At 57.3% G+C, this 21,350-nt stretch carries 25 protein-coding genes and 1 tRNA gene; 6 read left to right on the top strand and 20 right to left on the bottom strand.

Features of this window, described 5'->3' with window-relative positions:
- Nucleotides 1-153: 153 nt before the first annotated feature.
- On the top strand, nt 154-366 hold the full coding sequence (locus tag AC1DWG_RS10030; RefSeq protein WP_007931076.1) for a cold-shock protein: 213 nt from the start codon (nt 154-156) through the stop codon (nt 364-366).
- A gap of 95 nt (nt 367-461) precedes the next feature.
- Nucleotides 462-950 (top strand): RDD family protein, encoded by a 489-nt coding sequence (locus tag AC1DWG_RS10025; protein ID WP_477752523.1) that lies wholly within the window; start codon nt 462-464, stop codon nt 948-950.
- A 97-nt stretch (nt 951-1,047) separates the two neighbouring features.
- On the opposite strand, the gene nadA is transcribed toward AC1DWG_RS10025, so the two are convergent.
- The gene (nadA, locus tag AC1DWG_RS10020) at nt 1,048-2,106 is read right to left on the bottom strand and encodes a quinolinate synthase NadA (protein ID WP_007995624.1); all 1,059 of its coding nucleotides are present in this window, start codon (nt 2,104-2,106) and stop codon (nt 1,048-1,050) included.
- A gap of 317 nt (nt 2,107-2,423) precedes the next feature.
- Between nadA and AC1DWG_RS10015 the strand changes: the two genes are divergently transcribed.
- Nucleotides 2,424-2,807, top strand: a complete 384-nt coding sequence (locus tag AC1DWG_RS10015) for a hypothetical protein (RefSeq protein ID WP_477762783.1) — start codon at nt 2,424-2,426, stop codon at nt 2,805-2,807.
- Nucleotides 2,804-4,084 (top strand): MFS transporter, encoded by a 1,281-nt coding sequence (locus AC1DWG_RS10010; RefSeq protein ID WP_477787711.1) that lies wholly within the window; start codon nt 2,804-2,806, stop codon nt 4,082-4,084. Before AC1DWG_RS10015 ends, AC1DWG_RS10010 begins: the two co-directional genes overlap by 4 nt.
- A 129-nt stretch (nt 4,085-4,213) precedes the next feature.
- Here AC1DWG_RS10010 and AC1DWG_RS10005 read toward each other — a convergent pair.
- The 17 genes from AC1DWG_RS10005 to AC1DWG_RS09925 form a co-directional block, all read right to left on the bottom strand.
- Nucleotides 4,214-4,289: transfer RNA gene (locus tag AC1DWG_RS10005), tRNA-Lys, on the bottom strand.
- A gap of 63 nt (nt 4,290-4,352) precedes the next feature.
- Nucleotides 4,353-5,045 (bottom strand): 7-cyano-7-deazaguanine synthase QueC, encoded by a 693-nt coding sequence (queC, locus tag AC1DWG_RS10000; RefSeq protein WP_007982287.1) that lies wholly within the window; start codon nt 5,043-5,045, stop codon nt 4,353-4,355.
- Between the two features lies 1 nt (nt 5,046).
- The gene (gene queE, locus AC1DWG_RS09995) at nt 5,047-5,694 is read right to left on the bottom strand and encodes a 7-carboxy-7-deazaguanine synthase QueE (protein WP_477762781.1); all 648 of its coding nucleotides are present in this window, start codon (nt 5,692-5,694) and stop codon (nt 5,047-5,049) included.
- A gap of 166 nt (nt 5,695-5,860) precedes the next feature.
- Nucleotides 5,861-6,700: a tol-pal system protein YbgF gene (ybgF, locus tag AC1DWG_RS09990; protein ID WP_477762780.1), complete on the bottom strand. Its 840-nt coding sequence runs from the start codon at nt 6,698-6,700 to the stop codon at nt 5,861-5,863.
- Nucleotides 6,701-6,706: 6 nt separating this feature from the next.
- A complete protein-coding gene (gene pal, locus AC1DWG_RS09985; protein ID WP_003178634.1) occupies nt 6,707-7,204 on the bottom strand; it encodes a peptidoglycan-associated lipoprotein Pal in 498 nt (165 codons plus the stop codon).
- Between the two features lie 52 nt (nt 7,205-7,256).
- Nucleotides 7,257-8,537 carry a Tol-Pal system beta propeller repeat protein TolB gene (tolB, locus tag AC1DWG_RS09980; protein WP_167362903.1) on the bottom strand — a complete coding sequence of 427 codons (1,281 nt, stop codon included), beginning with the start codon at nt 8,535-8,537 and terminating at the stop codon, nt 7,257-7,259.
- A gap of 17 nt (nt 8,538-8,554) precedes the next feature.
- On the bottom strand, nt 8,555-9,634 hold the full coding sequence (gene tolA, locus AC1DWG_RS09975) for a cell envelope integrity protein TolA (RefSeq protein WP_477787710.1): 1,080 nt from the start codon (nt 9,632-9,634) through the stop codon (nt 8,555-8,557).
- Entirely contained in the window at nt 9,634-10,086 is a 453-nt protein-coding gene (tolR, locus tag AC1DWG_RS09970) for a protein TolR (protein ID WP_162135951.1), read from the bottom strand. The genes tolA and tolR overlap by 1 nt, the downstream gene beginning before the upstream one ends.
- Before the next feature lie 23 nt (nt 10,087-10,109).
- Nucleotides 10,110-10,805: a protein TolQ gene (gene tolQ / locus AC1DWG_RS09965; protein ID WP_008147369.1), complete on the bottom strand. Its 696-nt coding sequence runs from the start codon at nt 10,803-10,805 to the stop codon at nt 10,110-10,112.
- Entirely contained in the window at nt 10,795-11,262 is a 468-nt protein-coding gene (gene ybgC, locus AC1DWG_RS09960) for a tol-pal system-associated acyl-CoA thioesterase (RefSeq protein WP_057713518.1), read from the bottom strand. Before ybgC ends, tolQ begins: the two co-directional genes overlap by 11 nt.
- 127 nt (nt 11,263-11,389) lie before the next feature.
- On the bottom strand, nt 11,390-12,451 hold the full coding sequence (gene ruvB, locus AC1DWG_RS09955; RefSeq protein WP_046042209.1) for a Holliday junction branch migration DNA helicase RuvB: 1,062 nt from the start codon (nt 12,449-12,451) through the stop codon (nt 11,390-11,392).
- Nucleotides 12,452-13,060 (bottom strand): Holliday junction branch migration protein RuvA, encoded by a 609-nt coding sequence (gene ruvA / locus AC1DWG_RS09950; RefSeq protein ID WP_008052450.1) that lies wholly within the window; start codon nt 13,058-13,060, stop codon nt 12,452-12,454.
- Nucleotides 13,061-13,173: 113 nt separating this feature from the next.
- On the bottom strand, nt 13,174-13,698 hold the full coding sequence (gene ruvC / locus AC1DWG_RS09945) for a crossover junction endodeoxyribonuclease RuvC (RefSeq protein WP_008015799.1): 525 nt from the start codon (nt 13,696-13,698) through the stop codon (nt 13,174-13,176).
- Nucleotides 13,699-13,777: 79 nt separating this feature from the next.
- Nucleotides 13,778-14,524, bottom strand: a complete 747-nt coding sequence (locus AC1DWG_RS09940) for a YebC/PmpR family DNA-binding transcriptional regulator (protein ID WP_477787709.1) — start codon at nt 14,522-14,524, stop codon at nt 13,778-13,780.
- 128 nt (nt 14,525-14,652) lie between these two features.
- Nucleotides 14,653-16,428 (bottom strand): aspartate--tRNA ligase, encoded by a 1,776-nt coding sequence (gene aspS, locus AC1DWG_RS09935; RefSeq protein WP_477787708.1) that lies wholly within the window; start codon nt 16,426-16,428, stop codon nt 14,653-14,655.
- Between the two features lie 119 nt (nt 16,429-16,547).
- Nucleotides 16,548-16,769 (bottom strand): FmdB family zinc ribbon protein, encoded by a 222-nt coding sequence (locus AC1DWG_RS09930; RefSeq protein ID WP_032829812.1) that lies wholly within the window; start codon nt 16,767-16,769, stop codon nt 16,548-16,550.
- Nucleotides 16,770-16,904: 135 nt separating this feature from the next.
- The gene (locus AC1DWG_RS09925) at nt 16,905-17,240 is read right to left on the bottom strand and encodes a ribbon-helix-helix domain-containing protein (protein WP_477762776.1); all 336 of its coding nucleotides are present in this window, start codon (nt 17,238-17,240) and stop codon (nt 16,905-16,907) included.
- A gap of 526 nt (nt 17,241-17,766) precedes the next feature.
- Here AC1DWG_RS09925 and AC1DWG_RS09920 point away from each other — a divergent pair.
- Nucleotides 17,767-18,369 (top strand): cold-shock protein, encoded by a 603-nt coding sequence (locus tag AC1DWG_RS09920; protein WP_477762775.1) that lies wholly within the window; start codon nt 17,767-17,769, stop codon nt 18,367-18,369.
- 63 nt (nt 18,370-18,432) lie between these two features.
- Here AC1DWG_RS09920 and AC1DWG_RS09915 read toward each other — a convergent pair whose 3' ends face one another.
- Both AC1DWG_RS09915 and AC1DWG_RS09910 read right to left on the bottom strand, forming a co-directional pair.
- The gene (locus tag AC1DWG_RS09915; RefSeq protein ID WP_477752528.1) at nt 18,433-18,639 is read right to left on the bottom strand and encodes a SlyX family protein; all 207 of its coding nucleotides are present in this window, start codon (nt 18,637-18,639) and stop codon (nt 18,433-18,435) included.
- 3 nt (nt 18,640-18,642) lie between these two features.
- Complete coding sequence (locus AC1DWG_RS09910; RefSeq protein ID WP_477752529.1) at nt 18,643-19,068, bottom strand: HIT family protein; 426 nt, start codon at nt 19,066-19,068, stop codon at nt 18,643-18,645.
- Nucleotides 19,069-19,981: 913 nt separating this feature from the next.
- Here AC1DWG_RS09910 and AC1DWG_RS09905 point away from each other — a divergent pair.
- A complete protein-coding gene (locus AC1DWG_RS09905; protein WP_477762774.1) occupies nt 19,982-21,310 on the top strand; it encodes an OprD family porin in 1,329 nt (442 codons plus the stop codon).
- The last annotated feature ends 40 nt before the right edge of the window (nt 21,311-21,350 follow it).

Genomic DNA, 21,350 nt, shown 5'->3' with positions numbered 1-21,350 from the left:
GTTTGCATGGGTCGCTTGGAATCGTGACCTGGGCAGTAGCCTACAAGTTAGCTACATCCCGTTCGACGTCTTCTTACTCTCCTGCAACCAGCCCCAGTACTCTTTCATGAGAAGGAGACTGTCATTAATTTTTTGCGTCAAAGGAAATAAGAAATGTCCCAACGTCAGAGCGGTACCGTCAAGTGGTTTAACGACGAGAAAGGTTTTGGTTTTATCACTCCTGAAAGCGGTCCGGATCTGTTCGTGCATTTCCGCGCTATCCAGGGCAACGGCTTCAAGAGCCTGAAAGAAGGCCAGAAAGTGACTTTCATCGCCGTGCAGGGCCAGAAAGGCATGCAGGCTGACGAAGTACAAGCGGAAGGTTAATCTTCTGTAACGAAAAAGCCCCTGATGCTGACATCAGGGGCTTTTTTGTGCGCGTAAATCCGTAAAATGGCTTCTTTTTTCGCCGAGAGCCTGCCATGTCGAAACACCTGCTTACTCCCCAGGGCGACTTTCCTGCCGCTGGCCTGGGTCGTCGCCTGGCAGCCATGTTCTATGATTTCCTGCTGTGTACCGCCCTGCTGATCGTCACCAGCGGCATCTACAAGATGATCCAGATGGCGATCATCGGCGAAGAAAGGATGCGCACCCTGACCGAAGCGGGTGCGCTGGACGGCGATCCCCTGCTCTCGACGGTGCTGTTGTTCGTACTGTTCGGCTTCTTCGCCAAATTCTGGACCTGGTCCGGTCAGACGCTGGGCATGCAGGTCTGGTGCATCCGCGTGCAGAACGCCGATGGCTCATCCATCAGCCTGTGGCAGGCGTTGCTGCGCTTTGTCGTGTCGCTTGCTTCGGTGCTGTGTGTTGGTCTGGGATTCTTCTGGTCGTTGTTCGACAAACAGAAACGCAGCTGGCATGACATGTATTCCAATACCGAACTGGTGCGGATTCCGAAGAAGACCAAGTAACGCCCACAAAAAAGATCGCAGCCTTCGGCAGCTCCTACAGGGTTTCATTTACACCTGTAGGAGCTGCCGAAGGCTGCGATCTTTTGCTTTCTGGCTTTTAAGCGTTACCGGCCAGCTTCATCCGCGCCGCCTGGGTGAAATCGAGCATGCGCTTGAGCGGGCGGATCGCCTGAGGGATCAGCGCCGGGTCGACAAAGATTTCGTTCGCCCCTTCCTTCAACGCCTTGAGCGTGCGCTCAAGGGTGTTCATGGCCATCCACGGGCAATGCGCACAACTGCGGCACGCCGCGCCGTTACCTGCCGTCGGGGCTTCGATAAAGACCTTGTCCGGGCACAGCTGCTGCATCTTGTAGAAGATGCCGCGGTCGGTCGCCACGATCAGCGTCTTGTTCGGCAGGCTCTGTGCCGCCGCGATCAACTGACTGGTGGAACCCACGGCATCGGCCAGTTCAATCACCGATGTCGGCGACTCCGGGTGCACCAGGATCGCAGCATCCGGGTACAGCGCCTTCATGTCTTCAAGCTGCTTGGACTTGAACTCTTCGTGAACGATGCAGGCACCGTCCCACAGCAGCATGTCAGCACCGGTCTGGCGCTGGATGTAGGTCCCCAGGTGCTTGTCCGGGCCCCAGATGATGGTCTCGCCGTTGTCCATCAGGCTTTCGACGATTTCCAGCGCACAGCTTGAGGTCACCACCCAATCCGCTCGGGCCTTTACCGCAGCCGAAGTGTTGGCGTACACCACCACCGTGCGTTCCGGGTGTTGATCGCAGAACGCGGAAAATTCGTCCACCGGGCAACCCAGGTCGAGCGAACAGGTCGCTTCGAGCGTCGGCATCAGCACGCGTTTTTCGGGGTTGAGGATCTTGGCGGTCTCACCCATGAACTTCACGCCGGCGACGACCACGGTCTTGGCCGGATGGGCGTTGCCGAAACGGGCCATCTCCAGCGAGTCGGAGACACAGCCGCCCGTCTCTTCGGCCAGCGCCTGAATGACAGGGTCACAATAGAAGTGGGCCACCAGCACCGCGTCCTGAGCCTTGAGCTCGGCAGCGATGGCGGCACGGTAATAAGCCTCTTCATCGGCGGTCAGCGGCTTGGGCTGCTTGGCGTCGAGGTGGGCTTGAACCAGAAGGCGTTCGGAAATTTGCGTCATGTTCGCAAGACCTGCAGGCGCATTCGCGCGAAAGTCGAGTATACACCCGGCTCCGGACCCTACAGGGTACCGCCGGGAAAGTGAGTATTCATCAGGCACGGACAGCGTTGAAGCTGCGCAAGGCTACAGAATATCCGACGGATGCAAAAGATGATTCTGACCTGCGCAGCCTGGCGCATCGCTGAATTAAATCGCAGGCAGAAAAAAATCCGGAAATCCTCACATACGTGGGCCCTCCAGATCTTTAAAACTGCTTGAAAATGGTGGGTCATGTGGAATTCGGGATCACTTTGCACCTGTACTGATCGGACATCGACATGACAGTCGATGCACACATGATCGAAAAACCGGAAGAATCCTACAAAACCAATGACCCATCTCCTACAAAAATAGGAATGACACACTGTTTGGGGCTGGATAGCCTCTGTCGAGCAGAAAGAAACTTATTTGCACTAAAACCCTGCAATGGTTTGTCCCGCTATGCCTTCATCAATATCGATACCGAACCCAAACCGCTGTTCCTCGACGTCGATAACCCGTTGTCCTTAGACGGCATCAGCAACGCCCTGAGGAACGCTGTCCACGTAAAGTTCTCAGAAATGAGACCGTGCCCTGATGGGCTTTGGCTTGAAGAAGAGCGGGGGCGTTTCTGCTGTGAAATACGCACGACATTTTCCACATGCGAGGCTCTTGCGACATGAGTAACGAGAATTCAGGCTCTTGCGCAAAAGCCGACCAGGAAACCAGACACTCGTTTTTGTACTTGTTTTTGACCATATTCATCCCCTTTGGCCTCGGGCATTTTGTGTCCTACCTGTTTCGCACGGTCAACGCCTTGATCTATGTGGATCTGGAGCGGGAACTGCACCTGCCCGCCAGCAGCCTGGGCCTGCTTACCGGTGTGTACTTTCTGACTTTCGCCGCAGCGCAGATTCCGCTGGGGGTCATGCTCGACCGCTACGGTCCGCGTAGCGTGCAGGCACCCATGCTGCTGTTCGCTGTGTTGGGCTCGCTGATTTTCAGCTTCTCCCATACGGAACTGGGCTTGATCATTGGTCGCGGCCTGATCGGCCTAGGTGTTGCTGGCTCGCTGATGAGTGCGATCAAAGCGTGTGCCATCTGGCTGCCTGCCGAACGCCTGCCGCTGAGTACAGCATGCCTGTTATCTGTGGGCGGCTTGGGCGCAATGGCGTCCACCACGCCGTTGCATGAACTGCTCAAGTGGATCTCATGGCGTGAAGCATTCTTGATTCTGGCGCTGCTGACTTTGTTCGTCTGCGTAGTCATTCATCGGAGCGTGCCGCGCACCTACAACCCCAAACACACCACTCTTGCCGAAATGTCCAAGGCAGTGGGAAGGCTTTACTCCTCCAGGGTATTTTGGCGACTGGCGTTGTACTCGGTGTTTGCCCATGCGATCTACATGTCGGTGCTGTCGCTATGGATGGGGCCGTGGCTACGCGATGTCGCACATTTGAACGAGTCCAGTATGGCCAACACCTTGCTCTGGGGCACCGTGGCGATGGTGGCAGGCTCGCTGGCCTTCGGCTCGTTCACCGACTACCTGCGGCGCTTTGGTGTGCAGCCGATCATGGTGTGCGGCGCCGGGGTTTCAATCTTCATCGTATTTCAATCACTGATGATCAGCGGACTACCCGTATCGCCGCTACTGATTGCTATGGGGTTCAGCTTCTTCGGCACTTCCACCACCATGAACTACGCGATCGTGGCTCAGTCGGTATCCCCTGAACTTGCCGGGCGGGTCAGTTCGTCGTTCAACCTGGTGGTGTTCGTATTGGCGTTCGTCTTGCAATGGTTGATGGGGGAAATCCTGAACCTGTGGCCAAGATCTGGACAAGGGCATCCAGTGGAGGCTTATCAGTGGTCGCTGGGAGTGATGATCGCGTTGCAGGTACCAGGGGTGTTGTTGTGGCTGAGTTTTAAACCGTGGGAACTGAAAATCGCGGCGACGCGGTAAAACCGGGCAACCATTAATACCTTAGCGAAAGCCCCACCCTCCAGACCTGCCAGCACTGAATTTCAGGCAAAAAAAAACCCGGAAATCCTCACTTGCGTGGGCCTTCCGGATTTTCTAAACCGCCAAAAATGGTGGGTCGTGTGGGATTCGAACCTACGACCAATTGGTTAAAAGCCAACTGCTCTACCAACTGAGCTAACGACCCGCTGTGTGGTGGCGCGTATAATACTGATTTTTAAGGACTATTCAACACCTATTTTGAAATAAATCAAAAATAAGGGGTTGGATCGCTGATTCCGGCCGCCGCAAAGCCTTCTGCACGCAGTCGGCAGCTGTCGCACTTGCCGCAGGCGCGACCGTTATCGTCGGCCTGATAGCAGGAAACGGTCAGACCATAATCCACGCCAAGCTTAACGCCGGCCTGGACGATCTGCGCCTTGCTGAGGTTTTGCAGCGGTGCCTGGATGCGGAAGCCATTGCCTTCCACGCCGGCCTTGGTTGCCAGGTTGGCCATGCGCTCGAACGACTCGATGAACTCGGGACGGCAGTCCGGGTAACCGGAGTAATCCACCGCATTGACACCGATGAAGATGTCACGTGCGCCGAGTACTTCAGCCCAGCCCAGGGCCAGGGACAGGAACACCGTGTTACGCGCAGGCACGTAAGTCACCGGAATGCCCTCACCCAACTCTTCCGGAATATCGATGCTGCTGTCGGTCAGCGCCGAGCCGCCCATGCCGTTCAGGTTCAGACCGATCACCTTGTGCTCGACCACACCCAGGTCCCGCGCCACACGCTCGGCGGCGTGCAGTTCGGCGTGAGAGCGCTGACCGTAGTCGAAGCTCATGGTGTAGCAGCTGTAGCCTTCGGCGCGCGCCATGGCCACGACGGTCGCCGAGTCCAGGCCACCGGACAGCAGGATGACCGCACGTTTTTCAGCAGTATTGAGTTGTTCAGTCATTTCAGCGCCCCGGCTCGTCATTCCATAGATATTTATGCAGTTGCAACTGCAAACGCACTGGCAGATTGTCCGCCACCACCCAGTCCGCCAGGTCCCTGGCATTGAGATCATGGTGACTTGGCGAGAACAGGACTTCGCCGGCACGCTGTTCCAGACCGTACTGGATCAGCTTGGAAACGGACCAGTCATAGTCCTCCCGCGAGCAGATGACAAACTTCACCTGATCGTTGGGCGTGAGCAGCTCAATATTTTCGTAGCGATTGCGGTGTGCTTCCTTCGAACCCGGGGTTTTCAGGTCGACAACGCGACTGACCCGGGAATCTACTGCCGAGATATCGATAGAGCCACTGGTTTCCAGTGACACTTCGTAACCGGCGTCACACAGGCGCTTGAGCAAGGGAATGGCGTTGGGTTGCGCCAGGGGCTCGCCGCCCGTGACACAGACGTATCGCGGACGAAAACCGGCGACCTGCTCGAGGATATCGTCGAGGGTGCGGATGGTCCCGCCGGTGAACGCGTAGGCGCTGTCGCAGTATTGGCAACGCAACGGACAACCGGTCAGGCGCACAAAAACAGTGGGCAGCCCGGCAGTCCGAGTTTCACCCTGCAACGAGTAGAAAACTTCGGTGATTCTCAATGTGTCTTGCATAGTCGCCACGGGCGTAACAGCTAAACAGGCTGTCCGCCTCCGTCAGGCACTTCAAGGAACCCCGGCAATGCGCAGATCCCAAAAAGCGTGTTTCAGAAAAAGGGTGTGAATTCTAACGAAAAAACCCGCGACAAGCGCGGGTTTCTTCAAAACAGGTCAAGCAGGCTTACATTTTCTGCAGATCGCGCTGGGCCAGTTGAGCGGCGGAAGTGCCCGGATATTGGGACACAACCTGCTGCAGAATACCTTTGACCCGGTCGGTATGACCCAAGCGGCGCTCCACATCAGCGAGCTTGTACAGCGAATCAGGCACTTTGGCGTGCTTGGGATACAGCTGCGAAACCTTGGCAAATGCCTGACCTGCACCTTGCAGATCGCCCTTGGCCAGGTTCACTTCGCCCAACCAGTACTGGGCATTGCCCGCATACTGGCTGTTCGGGTATTTGCGCAGGAATGCGGCGAAAGCCTGACTGGCCTTGTCGAAATCCTTGGCCTTGATCAGGTCGAAGGCAGCATCGTAATAGAGCTTTTCCTTCGCCGGATCTGCCGGCTCGCCACCTGCGGCAGGTGCTTGAGCGGCGGCTGCGCCAGCTGCCGCACCTGCGGCTGCACCGGGGGCATTCAAATCACCACCGGTGGAAGAATTCTGAGGATTCGCGGCTGGTGCAACGCCGGTTCCTATGCGCCGATCAAGATCCTGGTATCGCTCCAGGTTTTCCTGCTTCATGCGCGCTACATCATTTTGCAGAACTTCAATCGCACCTTGCTGGCGCTCGATCTGTTGCTGCATTGATTGCAGTTGGTTGAACAGTTCGCCCTGTGCCGAGACAGGGGCCGAAACCCCTCCCCCGGCATAGGCGCCGTTCGTACCGTAACCCGCAGGCGGATAACTGCTCCCGCTATTGTTATAGCCGGAGTTGTCCTCGACCACAGGAACCGCAGCCCACACCGCAAACGGTGCGAGGCTGAGAGCCAAAACAGTTACAGCACGACGGCACGTTCGCATGACGAATTACTTACGCAGTTCGACGCGACGGTTTTGAGCCCAGGACTGCTCGTCGTTGCCGGTAGCAACTGGACGCTCTTCGCCGTAGGAAACCAGTTCCAGCTGAGCTGGGGAAACGCCTTGCAGTACCAGGTAGCGCTGAACGGCTTTCGCACGACGCTCGCCCAGTGCCATGTTGTACTCACGAGTACCACGTTCGTCGGTGTTGCCTTCCAGAACAACGCGAGCGCCGTTTGCTTTCAGGTCTTTGGCGTGAACGTCCAGAGCGCGCATGGCTTCTGGCTTCAGGTCCGAACTGTCGTATTCGAAGTAGAAAGTGGTGATAGCGCGCAGTGCAGCTTCTTCGCTCAGGGAGCCGTCAACTGCACCAGTGTTTGCGCCGTAACCAGCGTTTGGATCTACCGCGCCTTCACCGGCATTGTCGCCGCCTTTGGACGAGCAACCTACAGCTACAGCCATGGCCAGTGCCAGCGCAGCAAATTTACCAAACTTCAGCATTTCCATCGTGAAACTCCTAATGAACCCCAGTGTGTTAAGTACAACGTATAGCGCCGCGTCAGTTCAGGTAAGGGGACCAGGAAGGTTCTCTGACTTCGCCTTGTGCGGTAGGAAGCGGGAGCCTTACGCGTCCGTTGATGGACACGAGCATCAAGACTCCCCGGCCCTGCTGGCGGGTGGCGTAGATTACCATGGTGCCGTTGGGCGCGACAGTAGGCGACTCGTCCAGAGTGCTATCAGTGAGGATTTTTACACTACCGCGCTGCAAATCCTGGGCCGCCACCTTGAAATTGGTGAAGCCATCCTGACGGTGAATCATGACAAGCGTCTTTTCATCAGCCGACAGTTTAGGGTTGGCGTTGTAGTTACCGACGAACGTCACACGTTCGGCACCGCCACCACCCGCGCTGGTCTTGTAGATCTGCGGTTTGCCGCCACGGTCCGACGTGAAGTAGATGGTCGAGCCATCCTTGCCCCAGAACGGTTCGGTGTTGATGCCAGGACCGTTGGTGACACGGCTGATCTGACGCGAACCCAGGTTCATCACATAGATGTCCGGGTTGCCGTCTTTGGACAGCACGAACGCCAGACGATTGCCATCCGGCGACCAGGCTGGCGCACCGTTCAGGCCTTCGAAGTTGGTGATCTGCTCACGGCGACCGGTGTCGATGTTCTGCATGAAGATGCGTGGACGCTTCTGCTCGAAGGAGACATAAGCGATGCGCTTGCCATCCGGTGCGAAACGCGGCGACAGGATCGGCTCGCGCGACTGCAGCAGGGTCACGGCGCGAGCACCGTCATAGTCCGAACGTTGCAAGGTGTAGCGAGTGTTGTTCTCGGAGAAACGCTCGGCCGTTACATACAGCAGGCGAGTCGAGAAGGCACCCTTGATACCTGTGAGCTTTTCGAACGACTGGTCAGAGATGTAGTGCGCCATGTCGCGCAACTGATCGACGCCGCCCGACACGCTGCCGGTCAGCACTTGCTGTTCGGTGGCGACATTGAACAGTGCGTATTGCACCTGCAGGCGACCGCCCGCCGGCACAATGCTGCCGACCATGACGTACTGGGCACCCAGCGCCTTGAAGTCACGGAAGATGATTTCGCTGGCCTGGCTCGGCTGGCTGATCATGTTCTGCTTTGGAAGCGGCGAGTAGTAACCCGAGTTGCGCAGGTCGTTACCGATAATTTCCGCCATGTCGTCCGGCAGCACGCTACCGCCCTGGAAGCCAAACGGTACTACGGCGATCGGGGTCGCCCGATCGCTGCCACTGGTAACCAGAATGTTTTTCTCATCTGCCATCGCCATCCCTGCCATGCAGCAGATAACGACCAGCATTCCTCGAAGAAGGTTTCTCACAAGGCTAGATCCTCAGGTGTGAATGTCATCTTGAATGAACGATACGGAGCGAAATCACTCGGCTTCATTCCCTGCATTTCTGTCAAACGTCCAATATTCTTCACCGCTGCAACAGCCGAGGCGTCAAACGGACCGTCGCCACTGGACCTGGACACGCTGACCGAAGTCACCGTACCGTCCGGCAACATGCCGATTTGCAATACGACCGTCATGCCTTTGCGTGCCGAAGGTGGACGAGCCCAGCCTTCTGCTGCACGCGCACGAATCAGGTCATCGAAACTGCCGGCGACTTCGTCGCCCTGCTCATCGGCCAACGCCTGCTGACGCTGCGGCGTGTCGGAAAGCAAATCTGCCAGGGCCTGGGCCTTTTTGTCTTCGGCGGATTTACGTGCCGCGTCCTGCGATTTCTTCTTCGCAGCATCGGCAGTAGCTTTCTTCTTCGCTTCCTCGGCGACTTTCTTCTTCGCCTCTTCAGCTTCAGCTTTCTTCTTGGCGTCTTCCGCGGCTTTCTTCTTCGCGTCTTCGACGATCTTTTTCTTGGCTTCTTCAGCGGCCGCTTTCTTGGCCTCTTCTTCTGCAGCTTTCTTGGCTTCTTCTTCAGCTTTCTTCTTGGCTATATCAGCCAATTGTTTCTCTTCTGCCTTCTTGGCTTCCGCGGTTTTCTTCGCATCGTCGGCTTTTTTGGCTTCATCAGCCTTTTTCGCCTCGTCCGCTTTCTTCGCCTCGTCGGCCTTCTTGGCTTCTTCGGCCTTTTGAGCCGCCTCTTCTTTCTTTTGTTCCGCAGCCTTCACCGCTTCCTGCTCGACCTTTTTCTGTTCCATCTGCTCGACTTCGGTCTGACGCGCAGCAGATTTCTGCGCCTCACCGGCAATCTTCTGATTGGTCTGGGTGGTCGCCCGACTTTTCGATTTCAGCTGGTACAAGGTCGCCTGGACAATCGGCTTGGCCGGCGGCAGTTCCGGGGTAAAGGCAAAGCTGACGAACAGCATGCCGAACACCAGCACGTGCAAGCCAATCGCCCAGACACTAGGCCAGAAGTAGCTTTCCGAGGCGGACGGCTCTCGCTGTTGCTGCATCAGGGCGCCTCGGTAATCAAGCCAACATTACCGACCCCGGCCTTCTGCAACCCGCCCATGGCCCCCATGACGGAGCCGTAATCGACACTCTTGTCGCCGCGGATGAAGACCTGGGTACGCTTGCCGCCTTCGTTGCCGACGCGAATGATCTTGGTCACCGCGTCAGTCATCTGCGGCAGGGTCATGGCCCGATCCTGCTGCTTTTCGGTGTCGACTTCGCTGCCAAGGTTCCAGTAGTAGGTCTTGTCGGATTTGATGGAAATGGTCAGGACCTGGGTGTTGTTGTCCTGCGGCAAGGCTTCGCTGGAAACCTTGGGCAGATCAACTTTCACGCCCTGATTGAGCATCGGCGCGGTCACCATGAAGATGACCAGCAGCACCAACATCACGTCGATGTAAGGCACCACGTTCATCTCGGCGACCGGCTTGCGCTTTTTGCGAGCTCGAGCGATTAAAGCCATTGGAAATTACCTGCTTATTCTTCGCTGGTGTGCACTTTGCGGTGCAGGATCGCCTGGAACTCGTCGGCGAAGGTGTAGTAGCGGCCCAGCAGGGTTTCACTGCGAGCAGCAAAACGGTTGTAAGCGATAACGGCTGGAATGGCGGCGAACAGACCGATCGCGGTGGCGATCAGTGCTTCGGCGATACCCGGGGCCACAGTGGCCAGGGTCGCTTGTTGGGCGGTCGCCAGACCGCGGAAGGAGTTCATGATGCCCCAGACCGTACCGAACAGACCGATGTACGGGCTGACGGAACCAACGGTGGCCAGGAAGGGCAGGCTCTGCTCGAGCTTTTCTTCTTCGCGGGAAATGGCAACGCGCATGGCACGCGCCACGCCTTCCATGACCGCTTCCGGGTCAACGCCTGGCTGCTGGCGCAGACGGGAGAATTCCTTGAAACCGGCACGGAAGATTTGCTCGACGCCCGAATCAGGGTCCGGATTGCTGCCGGCCTGACGGTACAGCTTGGACAGGTCGATACCTGACCAGAAGCGCTCTTCGAAGCTCTCCAGGGCACGTCGACCGGCGCGCAGCAGGTTGCTGCGCTGAAAGATCATGATCCATGAGGTCACCGATGCGGCTACCAGGATCAGCATTACCAGTTGCACCACGATACTGGCATTGCTGACCAGGCTCCACATGGAGGAATGGTCGACGACGTTAGCTTCCACGCTTTATCTCCTGCTTTGAGTGTGTACCCGCGCCGCTCACGTCGGCAAAGGCCGCTCGTAGAGCTTCGGGAATGGCCCGGGGTTTCAAACTTTCAGTGCGCACACAGGCCACCAGAAACTGCCCTTCGCAGAGCAGTGCATTATCCGTTGCCCGCCTGACCTGCTGCTTGAAGCGCAGGCTGGCACGGTTCAATTCGATTACTTCAGCGCTTACCAGCAGTTCGTCATCCAGTCGCGCCGGCGCGTGGTAGCGCGCTTCGCTGGAATGCACGACGAACAACAGGTCCTCCCCGGCAAGCTGCGATTGGGCAAAGCCCAGATCTCGTAGCCGCTCGGTTCGAGCCCGTTCCATAAACTTGAGGTAATTAACGTAATACACGATGCCCCCCGCATCGGTGTCCTCGTAATAAACGCGACAACGATGTGCGAAAGGCTCAAGCCCGTTTTGCGCGCGCATACTCTAGTGCTTACTCCTCAGGTTGCCAATCCGGCATGGCAACTGTTTTTCATTGTTCTGCGGCTTTCACGTGAAAGTACGGTCCTGGGACCCTACATTGCCCGAAAAAATCAGCACGCAATGTTAATTAATCGTCAGCGGCATCGAGAAACTCGTCTACCACGGGCATTTCGCCCAATCGTGACGGAATGTTTAAACCGAAATGCAGGTAGGCATGCCGCGTCACCACTCGCCCCCGTGGCGTGCGCATGATGTAGCCCTGCTGGATCAGATAGGGCTCCAGCACATCTTCAATGGTGTGACGTTCTTCGCTGATGGCGGCAGCCAGGCTGTCGACCCCGACTGGCCCGCCGTCGAACTTCTCGATCATGGTCAACAACAGACGCCGGTCCTGGTGGTCGAAGCCACGCTCGTCGACATCCAGCAGGTTCAGCGCCAGGTCGGCAATCGGCTTGGTGATGTGGCCTTTGGCGCGAACCTCGGCGAAATCGCGCACCCGGCGCAACAAACGGTTAGCGATTCGTGGAGTGCCACGGGCACGGCGGGCGATTTCGAAAGCACCTTCCGGGTCCAGCGGCAAACCAAGGATGCTTGCCGAGCGACTGACAATTGTCGACAGGTCGGCGGTGTTGTAGAACTCCAGGCGCTGGACGATCCCGAAACGGTCTCGCAACGGGTTGGTCAGCATCCCCGCCCGCGTCGTTGCGCCGACCAGGGTGAACGGCGGCAGATCCAGCTTGATCGAACGCGCGGCCGGGCCTTCGCCGATCATGATGTCGAGCTGGAAATCCTCCATGGCCGGGTACAGCACCTCTTCAACGATAGGCGACAGGCGATGGATTTCGTCGATAAACAGCACATCGTGAGGCTCAAGGTTGGTCAACAGCGCCGCCAGGTCACCAGGTCGCTCCAGCACCGGCCCCGAGGTGCTCTTGATCGACACGCCCATTTCCTGGGCGATGATGTTGGCGAGGGTGGTCTTGCCCAGGCCGGGCGGCCCGAAGATCAGCGTGTGATCCAGGGATTCGTTACGACCGCGAGCAGCCTGAATGAACAACTCCATCTGCTCGCGAACGGTCGGCTGGCCAATGTATTCGGCCAGGCTGACCGGGCGAATGGCACGGTCCTGGACTTCTTCGCGCTCACGCGGGCTGTGCGTGGCAGCGATCAGACGATCAGCTTCAATCACTTAGATCATTCCCTTCAAGGCGCGGCGGATCATGTCTTCACTGCTCAAATCTTTCTCCTTGATCGCAGACACCGCCTTGCTCGCTTCCTGGGGCTTGTAGCCCAGGGAAATCAAGGCGCTGACGGCGTCAGTCTCGGCAGTGTTCACCGGGGCCGGTCCATCCGGCTGGTTCGGCACCAGGGCGAACATGGCCGGTACGGTTTCCCAGGCCTTGAAGCGATCCTTGAGTTCCACCAGCAAGCGTTCGGCGGTTTTCTTGCCGACGCCCGGGACCTTGGTCAGCGCCGACGTGTCCTGGGACTGTACGCAACGAACCAGTTCGTCGACTTCCAGGCTCGACATCAAGGCCAGCGCCAGTTTCGGCCCGACACCATTGAGGCGGATCAACTCGCGAAAAAAGTCGCGCTCACGCTTGCCGACAAAACCATAGAGCAACTGTGCGTCTTCGCGCACGACCAAATGGGTGTGCAAGGTCAGCGGCTCACCGACCGACGGCAAGCGGTAAAGGGTCGTCATGGGCACTTCAAGTTCATAGCCCAGGCCATTTACATCCAGAATCAGATGCGGAGGCTGCTTCTCAGCCAGGGTGCCGCGCAAACGTCCAATCACGTTACAAATCCTTGAGCGTTGGCCAGCTCTGGGCCAGCGACTGATAGAGCGAGGGAATGCCGCCGACAACCCAGGCGAAACACCCCACTCCATAAAAATGATTGCTGATGCTATCAGAGACGCAGGCGCCCGCCACGACTGCGTGCTGCGCCCAGACCATGGGGCAACAGGCTGGAGCGGGTATGAGCATGGCAGATGGCGATGGCCAGGGCGTCCGAAGCATCGATCTGCGGTTTGCTGGTCAGCTTGAGCATGTGCATGACCATCATCTGCACCTGCTCCTTATTGGCCGCGCCGGTGCCTACGACCGCCTGCTTGACCTGGGTTGCGGTGTATTCGGCAATTTCCAGGCTTTCCTCGGCACCTGCCACGATCGCGGCGCCACGGGCCTGCCCCAGTTTCAGGGCGGAATCGGCGTTACGGGCCATGAACACCTTTTCGATCCCCATGGTCACCGGATGGTAAGTCTGAATGATCTCCCGCACCCCGCGATAAACAATCTGCAGTCGCTCATGCAGCTCGCCGGCACCGGTACGAATGCAGCCGGAAGCCACATACTCGCAGCCACGGCCGGTATCGCGAACCACACCATAACCGGTGATGCGCGAACCGGGGTCGATACCAAGAATTAAAGTCATAACGCCTGCAAAAGGAATTCGCGGTTGCCTGAGGATAACCGTGTAGGAGCTGCCGAAGGCTGCGATCTTTATCGATAGATCAACCGAGCTGTGCAGCCACCGACTCCGGGATATCCGCGTTGGAATAGACGTTTTGCACGTCATCCAGGTCCTCGAGCATGTCGATCAGCTTGAGGACTTTCTCGGCGCCTTCCAGATCGAGTTCGGCGCTGGTGGTCGGCAACATGACGATTTCCGCGTCGTCACCTTTGAAACCCGCCGCTTCCAGTGCGTTACGCACGGAATAGAACCCGGCAAACGAGGTGAAAACGTCGATCGAACCGTCTTCGTTGGTCACCACGTCATCAGCGTCAGCTTCCATGGCCGCTTCCATCAGTGCGTCTTCGTCAACGCCAGCCGCGAAGGAGATCTGCCCCTTGCGTTCGAACAGATAGGCCACCGAACCATCAGTCCCCAGGTTACCACCGCACTTACTGAACGCGTGACGAACGGCGGCTGCGGTGCGATTACGGTTGTCGGTCATGCATTCGACCATCACCGCCACGCCGCCTGGACCGTAACCTTCGTAGGTCAGCTCGACCACGTCGTCCGTGTCGGCAGCCCCGGTACCACGGGCGACAGCACGATCGATGATGTCGCGGCTCATGTTCGCACTCAAGGCCTTGTCCAGAGCCAGACGCAGCCGCGGATTGGAGCCCGGGTCGCCGCCGCCCTGACGGGCTGCAACGGTCAGTTCACGAATCCACTTGGTGAAGATCTTGCCCCTCTTGGCATCCTGACGTTCTTTGCGGTGCTTGATATTCGCCCACTTGGAATGACCCGCCATAACTCGCTCCGAATTCTCTTTGAAACATTGCCCGCTGCGCTGCATTGCGCCGGCCGACAAACAATAGTCTTGAACAGCTCTAACTATAAAGAAAGGGCGCATCCGCAGATGCGCCCTTCAGGTCAACCTTACTCGGCTTTAGGCGTTTCACGCAGACGAATGTGCAGTTCGCGCAATGCCTTGGCGTCCACCTGGCCCGGTGCCTGAGTCATGACGTCTGCCGCGCTCTGGGTTTTCGGGAAGGCGATCACTTCACGGATCGACTGGGCGCCGGTCATCAGCATCACCAGACGGTCCAGGCCGAAGGCCAGACCACCGTGCGGCGGTGCACCGTATTTCAGGGCATCGAGCAGGAAGCCGAATTTCTCTTCCTGTTCCGCTTCGTTGATGCCCAGCAGACGGAACACCGACTGCTGCATCTCTTTACGGTGGATACGGATCGAACCGCCACCCAGCTCGGTACCATTCAATACCATGTCGTAGGCACGGGACAGAGCGCCAGCCGGGTTGGCTTCCAGCTCTTGCGGGGTGCACTTCGGTGCGGTGAACGGGTGGTGCAAGGCGGTGAAGCTGCCGTCGTCGTTTTCTTCGAACATCGGGAAGTCGACGACCCACATTGGCGCCCACTTGCAGGTCAGCAGGTCCAGGTCGTGGCCCAGCTTGATCCGCAGTGCGCCCAGGGCTTCGCTGACGATCTTCGCCTTGTCGGCGCCGAAGAACACGATATCGCCGTCGACCGCACCGACGCGATCGAGGATCACGTTGAGGTTGGCCTCAGGGATGTTTTTCACGATCGGCGATTGCAGACCGTCAACACCGGCAGCGCGCTCGTTGACCTTGATGTACGCCAGGCCCTTGGCACCGTAGATACCGACAAACTTGGTGTAATCGTCGATCTGCTTGCGCGGCATGCTCGCCCCGCCAGGTACGCGCAAGGCGGCGATGCGGCATTTCGGGTCGTTGGCCGGGCCGCTGAACACCTTGAAGTCGACTTCCTTGAGCTGATCGGCCACGTCCACCAGTTCCAGCGGGTTACGCAGGTCTGGCTTGTCGGAACCGTAGCGGCGCATGGCTTCTTCGAAGGTCATGTGCGGGAAATCGCCGAATTCCAGATCCAGCACTTCCTTGAACAGGTTGCGGATCATTTGCTCGGTCAGGCCCATGATCTCTTTTTCATCGAGGAAGCTGGTCTCGATGTCGATCTGGGTGAATTCCGGCTGACGGTCGGCCCGCAGGTCTTCGTCACGGAAGCACTTGGCGATCTGGTAGTAACGATCGAAGCCGGCCACCATCAGCAGTTGCTTGAACAGCTGCGGTGATTGCGGCAAGGCGAAGAACGAACCGGCGTGCGTGCGGCTCGGTACCAGGTAGTCACGCGCACCTTCAGGGGTGGCGCGGGTCAGGATCGGCGTTTCCACGTCAAGGAAGCCGTTCTCGTCCAGGAAGCGACGGATGCTGGTGGTCATGCGCGAACGCAGGCGCAGCTTCTCGGCCATTTCCGGGCGACGCAGGTCGAGGAAGCGATAGCGCAGGCGGGTTTCTTCGCCGACGTCGGAGAACTCGTTCAACGGGAACGGCGGGGTCTCCGATTCGTTCAGCACTTCCAGCTCGTAGCCCAGCACTTCGATCATGCCTGACGCCATGTTGGCGTTGGTCGCACCGGCCGGACGCAGGCGAACCTTGCCGGTGATCTTCACGACGTACTCGCTGCGCACGCGATCGGCTGCGGCGAAGGTTTCAGCGCGGTCCGGATCGAACACGACCTGGGCCAGACCATCACGATCACGGATATCGAGGAAAATCACCCCACCGTGGTCACGGCGACGATGGACCCATCCGCAAAGGGTAATTTCCTGGCCGTCCAGGCTTTCGTTCAGTTGGCCGCAATAATGGCTGCGCATCATGGTCGTGGTTTCACTTCTCGTAATTCGAAATTCGGTGGAGATCCTACAGCAGCCCCGCCTTTAAAAAAGTCGCCGGGTGATGCAAGAGCACGCATGTCGTTCAACTCAGGTTCCAGACCTTAGTCAGCTTTGTCGCCGCCGGCCAGGTTCTTCTTGGAACCGGTCTTGAAATCGGTTTCGTACCAACCCGTGCCGCTGAGGCGGAAGCCCGGCATGGACAGCAACTTTTTAAGCTCTGGCGCCTGACAGGCAGGGCAGTCGACCAGCGGTGCATCGCTGATCTTTTGAATGGCTTCCAACTGATGACCACAGGAAGCACATTGATAATCGTACATCGGCATGGAGTTGTCTCGGCGATCAGATTGCTACCGCACACGCAGGGTTTTGCGGAAAAGAGCGGGATTATATCCATTAAATGCGGCCTGTGCAGCCGTAAGACTGCACAGACCGACACTCTGCTGCTTTCGCCGCCCAGGCTAGGCCGTGACGATGCCCCCCCCTTCCTTGAGGCTGTGCACGACGCAGACAACCCGCACCAATCCACTGAAGTTCCTTACCCCGCCGTGACGCAAGTGAACTTCGCGATCCACATGAGATAACAGGCTACTGACCGAGCAACCATTGGCCCGGGCCATCGCCCCCAAAATATCCCAATAAACCTGTTCAAGCCGCAAACAGGTTGCGAAGCCATTCAATCGTACGGAGCGGGACAAGGGCTGGGCCAACCCCATATCGAACTCGCGAACAAACGGATCGACTCTTACATCCCTGTGCGAACCGTATCGCCCCTCTTCTTGCCGTTCATAAACCATAACGCTGACACTCCTTTGCCATCCTGGTTTCGTTAAGAACAACTGTCTGTCGACATATAAAAACGCAGGTGCAGAGGTATAGCCAGACGACTTCCTGACCTTCGACGTAGGACAAGCCAACAACTCTTGGCAGATCCTGGAGAACGTCCTACTCCGGACAATTTCCCACACAGTGAAGTGACGCGCCCTTCAGAAGTGCCGTATTGAATAGCGTAGGAAAGTAGACCGCGAACAACGCCTCAAGGCGTCATCCGCGCACGCGGGTGTTACTGATCAGCCGTAAGTACCGCAACCCCGCAACCCGGGGCAACCTGCGGAAAATCATCCCCAAAGAGCCGCCGGACGCCCTGATTTGAGTAGCCTGCAGCTTTGCTGTTAAATAGACAGCGTGTCGCCAGTGCCTATTTTTCCGGGTATGGCGCATAGGCTGATACCGGGCACGTGTCCAACGCCTCTTTATTATCTTGAAGCGAACCGTGCGCCATCAGCTCTTCCTTGTGAGCTGTCTTAACGTGAGTTAATTAAAATGTTGAAAATCGTCCATCTGTTGATAGGCGCAGCGGCCTTGCTGCTGTCCTTCATCCCTAGCCTGCAATCCGAAGCCTTACCTTACCTGCAACAACCTGACGCGCTGTACCTGGCCCTTTTCGGCCTGCTCAACCTCACGCTTGCACCTGTCATCCCTTACTGGAACAAAGGTCCGCGCCACCAACTGCAAAACCTGGTCAGCGTCCTGCTGGCCCTGAGTGTGGTCCTGCAAACCCTGACGCTGATCGCACCGATGCCTGTCATCGCGGGTCAACCTGCCGTTCTGTTCAGCCTGGTCGCAGCCCTGATCGCTGTTGCCCTGCATCTGGGTATCAGCTTCTACAAATCGTCACCGGCCGCCGCCTCGCCAAGCTACGACATGAGCAACCGCGATACCGGCACCGTCAAATGGTTCAACACGTCCAAAGGCTTCGGTTTCATTTCCCGCGACTCCGGCGACGATATCTTCGTCCACTTTCGGGCCATTCGCGGTGAAGGTCACCGCGTCCTCGTAGAAGGCCAGCGCGTGGAGTTCTCTGTCATGAATCGTGACAAGGGCCTGCAAGCCGAAGATGTGATCGCCGCACTGCCACGTCGCTGATTCAAGGCGAAAAAAACCGCGCACAGCCGAGCTGTCCGCGGTTTTTTTATGCCTGCGTGTTGCTTAATAGTGCGGCGGCGGCGCTTCCTCCTCGAACGACTCGAACTGGCCGACCATTTCCTCCTGCCGCTTGAGCAGCGCAGCCATCTGCAGTTGCAGACGCTCGACCACCCGCTGCTGCGCGACCAGCACATCATTCAATGCCTGGATGGTGTCATCCTGAAAGGCCAGACGGCTTTCGAGATCGGTAACGCGTTCTTCCAGGATCATGGTTCAGCCCTCCAGAAACGTAAAATCATCGGTCAATATCAGGCGCAAACGTTCGCGAATGGCGGCGATTTGCTCCGAACTGTAGGATTTTGCCGGATGTTTACCCCAAACCGGCGCTGGCCAGGCGGCATCTTCGCGCTTGCGCACAATCACATGCATGTGCAACTGACTGACGACATTACCCAGCGCCGCAACATTCAATTTGTCCGCATTGAACGAGTCCTTGAGCGCTTGCGACAGCGCCGTCGTCTCCTGCCAAAGCTGCTGCTGGTCTGCGACATCCAACTGAAATATCTCACTGATAGCCTCACGACGAGGCACCAGGATGAACCAGGGATAGTTCGAATCATTGGACAGCAGCAACCGGCAGAGTGGAAAGTCCCCAATCGGTAACGTGTCTTGTTGAAGTCGTGGATCTAAAGCGAACACTGCGCGTACTCCCGCCGGGCCATCATTTTTCAGCTTAGCGCCCATCCTGACGGGACGGCGCGCCAAACGACCGGACGGCAGCATACCTGCGAACGGCGCATGCTTCACGACGAACCTGGCACAGAGGTCACGAGCGCCTGCGAAAAGCTGACACCCCGCCCCCGAATGAGACATTTTTCGCTGCTGCGCACCACTACAGAACCGATCAGCCGGCAAAAAACGCCGAAATGACTGATTAGCAACGAAGAGTTCGCGCCAGACAAGCGGTCAACAGGAATGAATTCATTACAAGGTTAAAAAATTTTTTGCACCAAAACCGCACAGTGGGTCTACGCTGAGTGCTTCGACATCCGCCTTCTACTCACTGGCGGGGTGAACCGGTAACATTTTTGTTTGTAAGGCAGTCGACCAGAAGGGTGCAACATGATGCCAGGCAAGGCGTCAAGCCCAAACTAAACGCGCTTGCCCCCCCGGTTTCATGAGGTTTTTACAGCGCCAGACAATCATTTGGAAAAAAGCTGCAACAAAATTCGAATTTGTGCACGCTTGTTGCATTCATACCCAACATCGCCTGATGTGACACCCGCTGGAAGCGGAGGCCCTCAGGCAAAAAAAACAGTGGCAAGGTAGCCCGATGGAGATTCAAACGTTTCACCAGGACTCTTTTTACCGGCGCCAAGACTCAGAAAACAGCATAAAAGCTGTCAGCCCTGTTGCGTCGGAGCGGAAAATTTGCGACATCTACCACGCTGTTTGCGACAGGGTCGTAAAGAAGGCGAAAGGTTAGATACGCAAGTATCGCCAACATTGTCGGCGTGATATAAGTTTGCGCCGACACAAAAAGAAAGAGCCGCCCAGATAATAAATCAGGTGGGACGGCAGTACTCTTCTAAAACCAAAGGAGCAAATCACGATGCGCGTGATGAAGTGGAGCATGATCGCACTGGCAGTTGCAGCAGCAGCCAGTACTCAGTTGGCAGTAGCCGCACCTTTCGTAAGCGACCAGGCCGAAGCCAAAGGTTTCGTTGAAGACAGCAAACTCGACTTGCTGGTTCGCAACTACTACTACAACCGTAACAAGAAAGACGGCGCAGTCGATGACAAAGACTGGACCCAGGGCATTCAGGGCATGTACAGCTCGGGCTACACCCAAGGTCTGATCGGTGTTGGCGTTGAAGCTTGGGGCCAACTGGCCATTAAGCTGGACGGTTCCGACAAATATGCAGGTTCCGGCAACATGTCCGTGGACTCTGATGGCGAAGTCAACAACAGCCAGGGCAAAGCCGGCGCTGCCGCCAAGTTCCGCATCTCCAAGACCGAGCTGAAAATCGGCGACATGCAGCCAAGCACCTCTCCGGTGTTCGCTGTAGGCGGTTCCCGTATCCTTCACCAGACTGCCAGCGGTATCCAGCTGCAGAGCAGCGAAGTTAAAGACCTCGACCTCGAAGCCGGTCACTTCTACTCGGCAACCAGCCAGGACCGCAACGCTCGTGACGGCGAACTGTTCGCTACTTACGCTGGCGTGACAGCCAACTCCATCGACTACTTCGGTGGCAAGTACGGCATTACCCCGGACCTGAGCGTATCGCTCTACGGTGCCAAGCTCGAAGACGTCTGGAACCAGTACTACGCCAACGCGAACTACACCCTCGCACTGGGCGGCGATAACTCGATCAACTTCGACGGTAACATCTACAACACCAAGGATACCGGTAACGCTAAAGCAGGCGACATCAGCAACACCGCCTACTCCCTGGCCGCTGCTTACTCGTTCCTGAAAGCACACACCCTGACCCTGGCGTTCCAGAAGGTCAACGGCGATACCCCGTTCGACTACATCGGTGTGGGTGACAACAACCGTGGTGGCGACTCGATTTTCCTCGCCAACTCCATTCAGTACTCTGACTTCAACGCCCCTGGCGAGAAGTCGGTACAAGCCCGTTACGACCTGAAAATGGCCGAGTACGGCGTACCTGGCCTGAGCTTCATGGTCCGTTACGTGAATGGTTGGAACATCGATGGTACCAACACTCCATCGAACAGCACCTACACCGGTCTGTACGGTGCAGACGGCAAACACCACGAAACCAACGTGGAAGCCAAGTACGTCGTTCAATCCGGCCCAGCCAAAGATCTGTCGTTCCGCATCCGTCAAGCATGGCACACCGCCAATGCTGACGAAGGCGAAGGCGATATCTCTGAGTTCCGCCTGATCACCGACTACCCGCTCAACATTCTGTAATCGCAGAAAGTTAGTTCGCGGTAATCAAAAAAAGGCCCAT

Source organism: Pseudomonas sp. P4_B3 (assembly GCF_056402295.1).
This window is presented reverse-complemented; position numbering and strand designations above follow the sequence as displayed.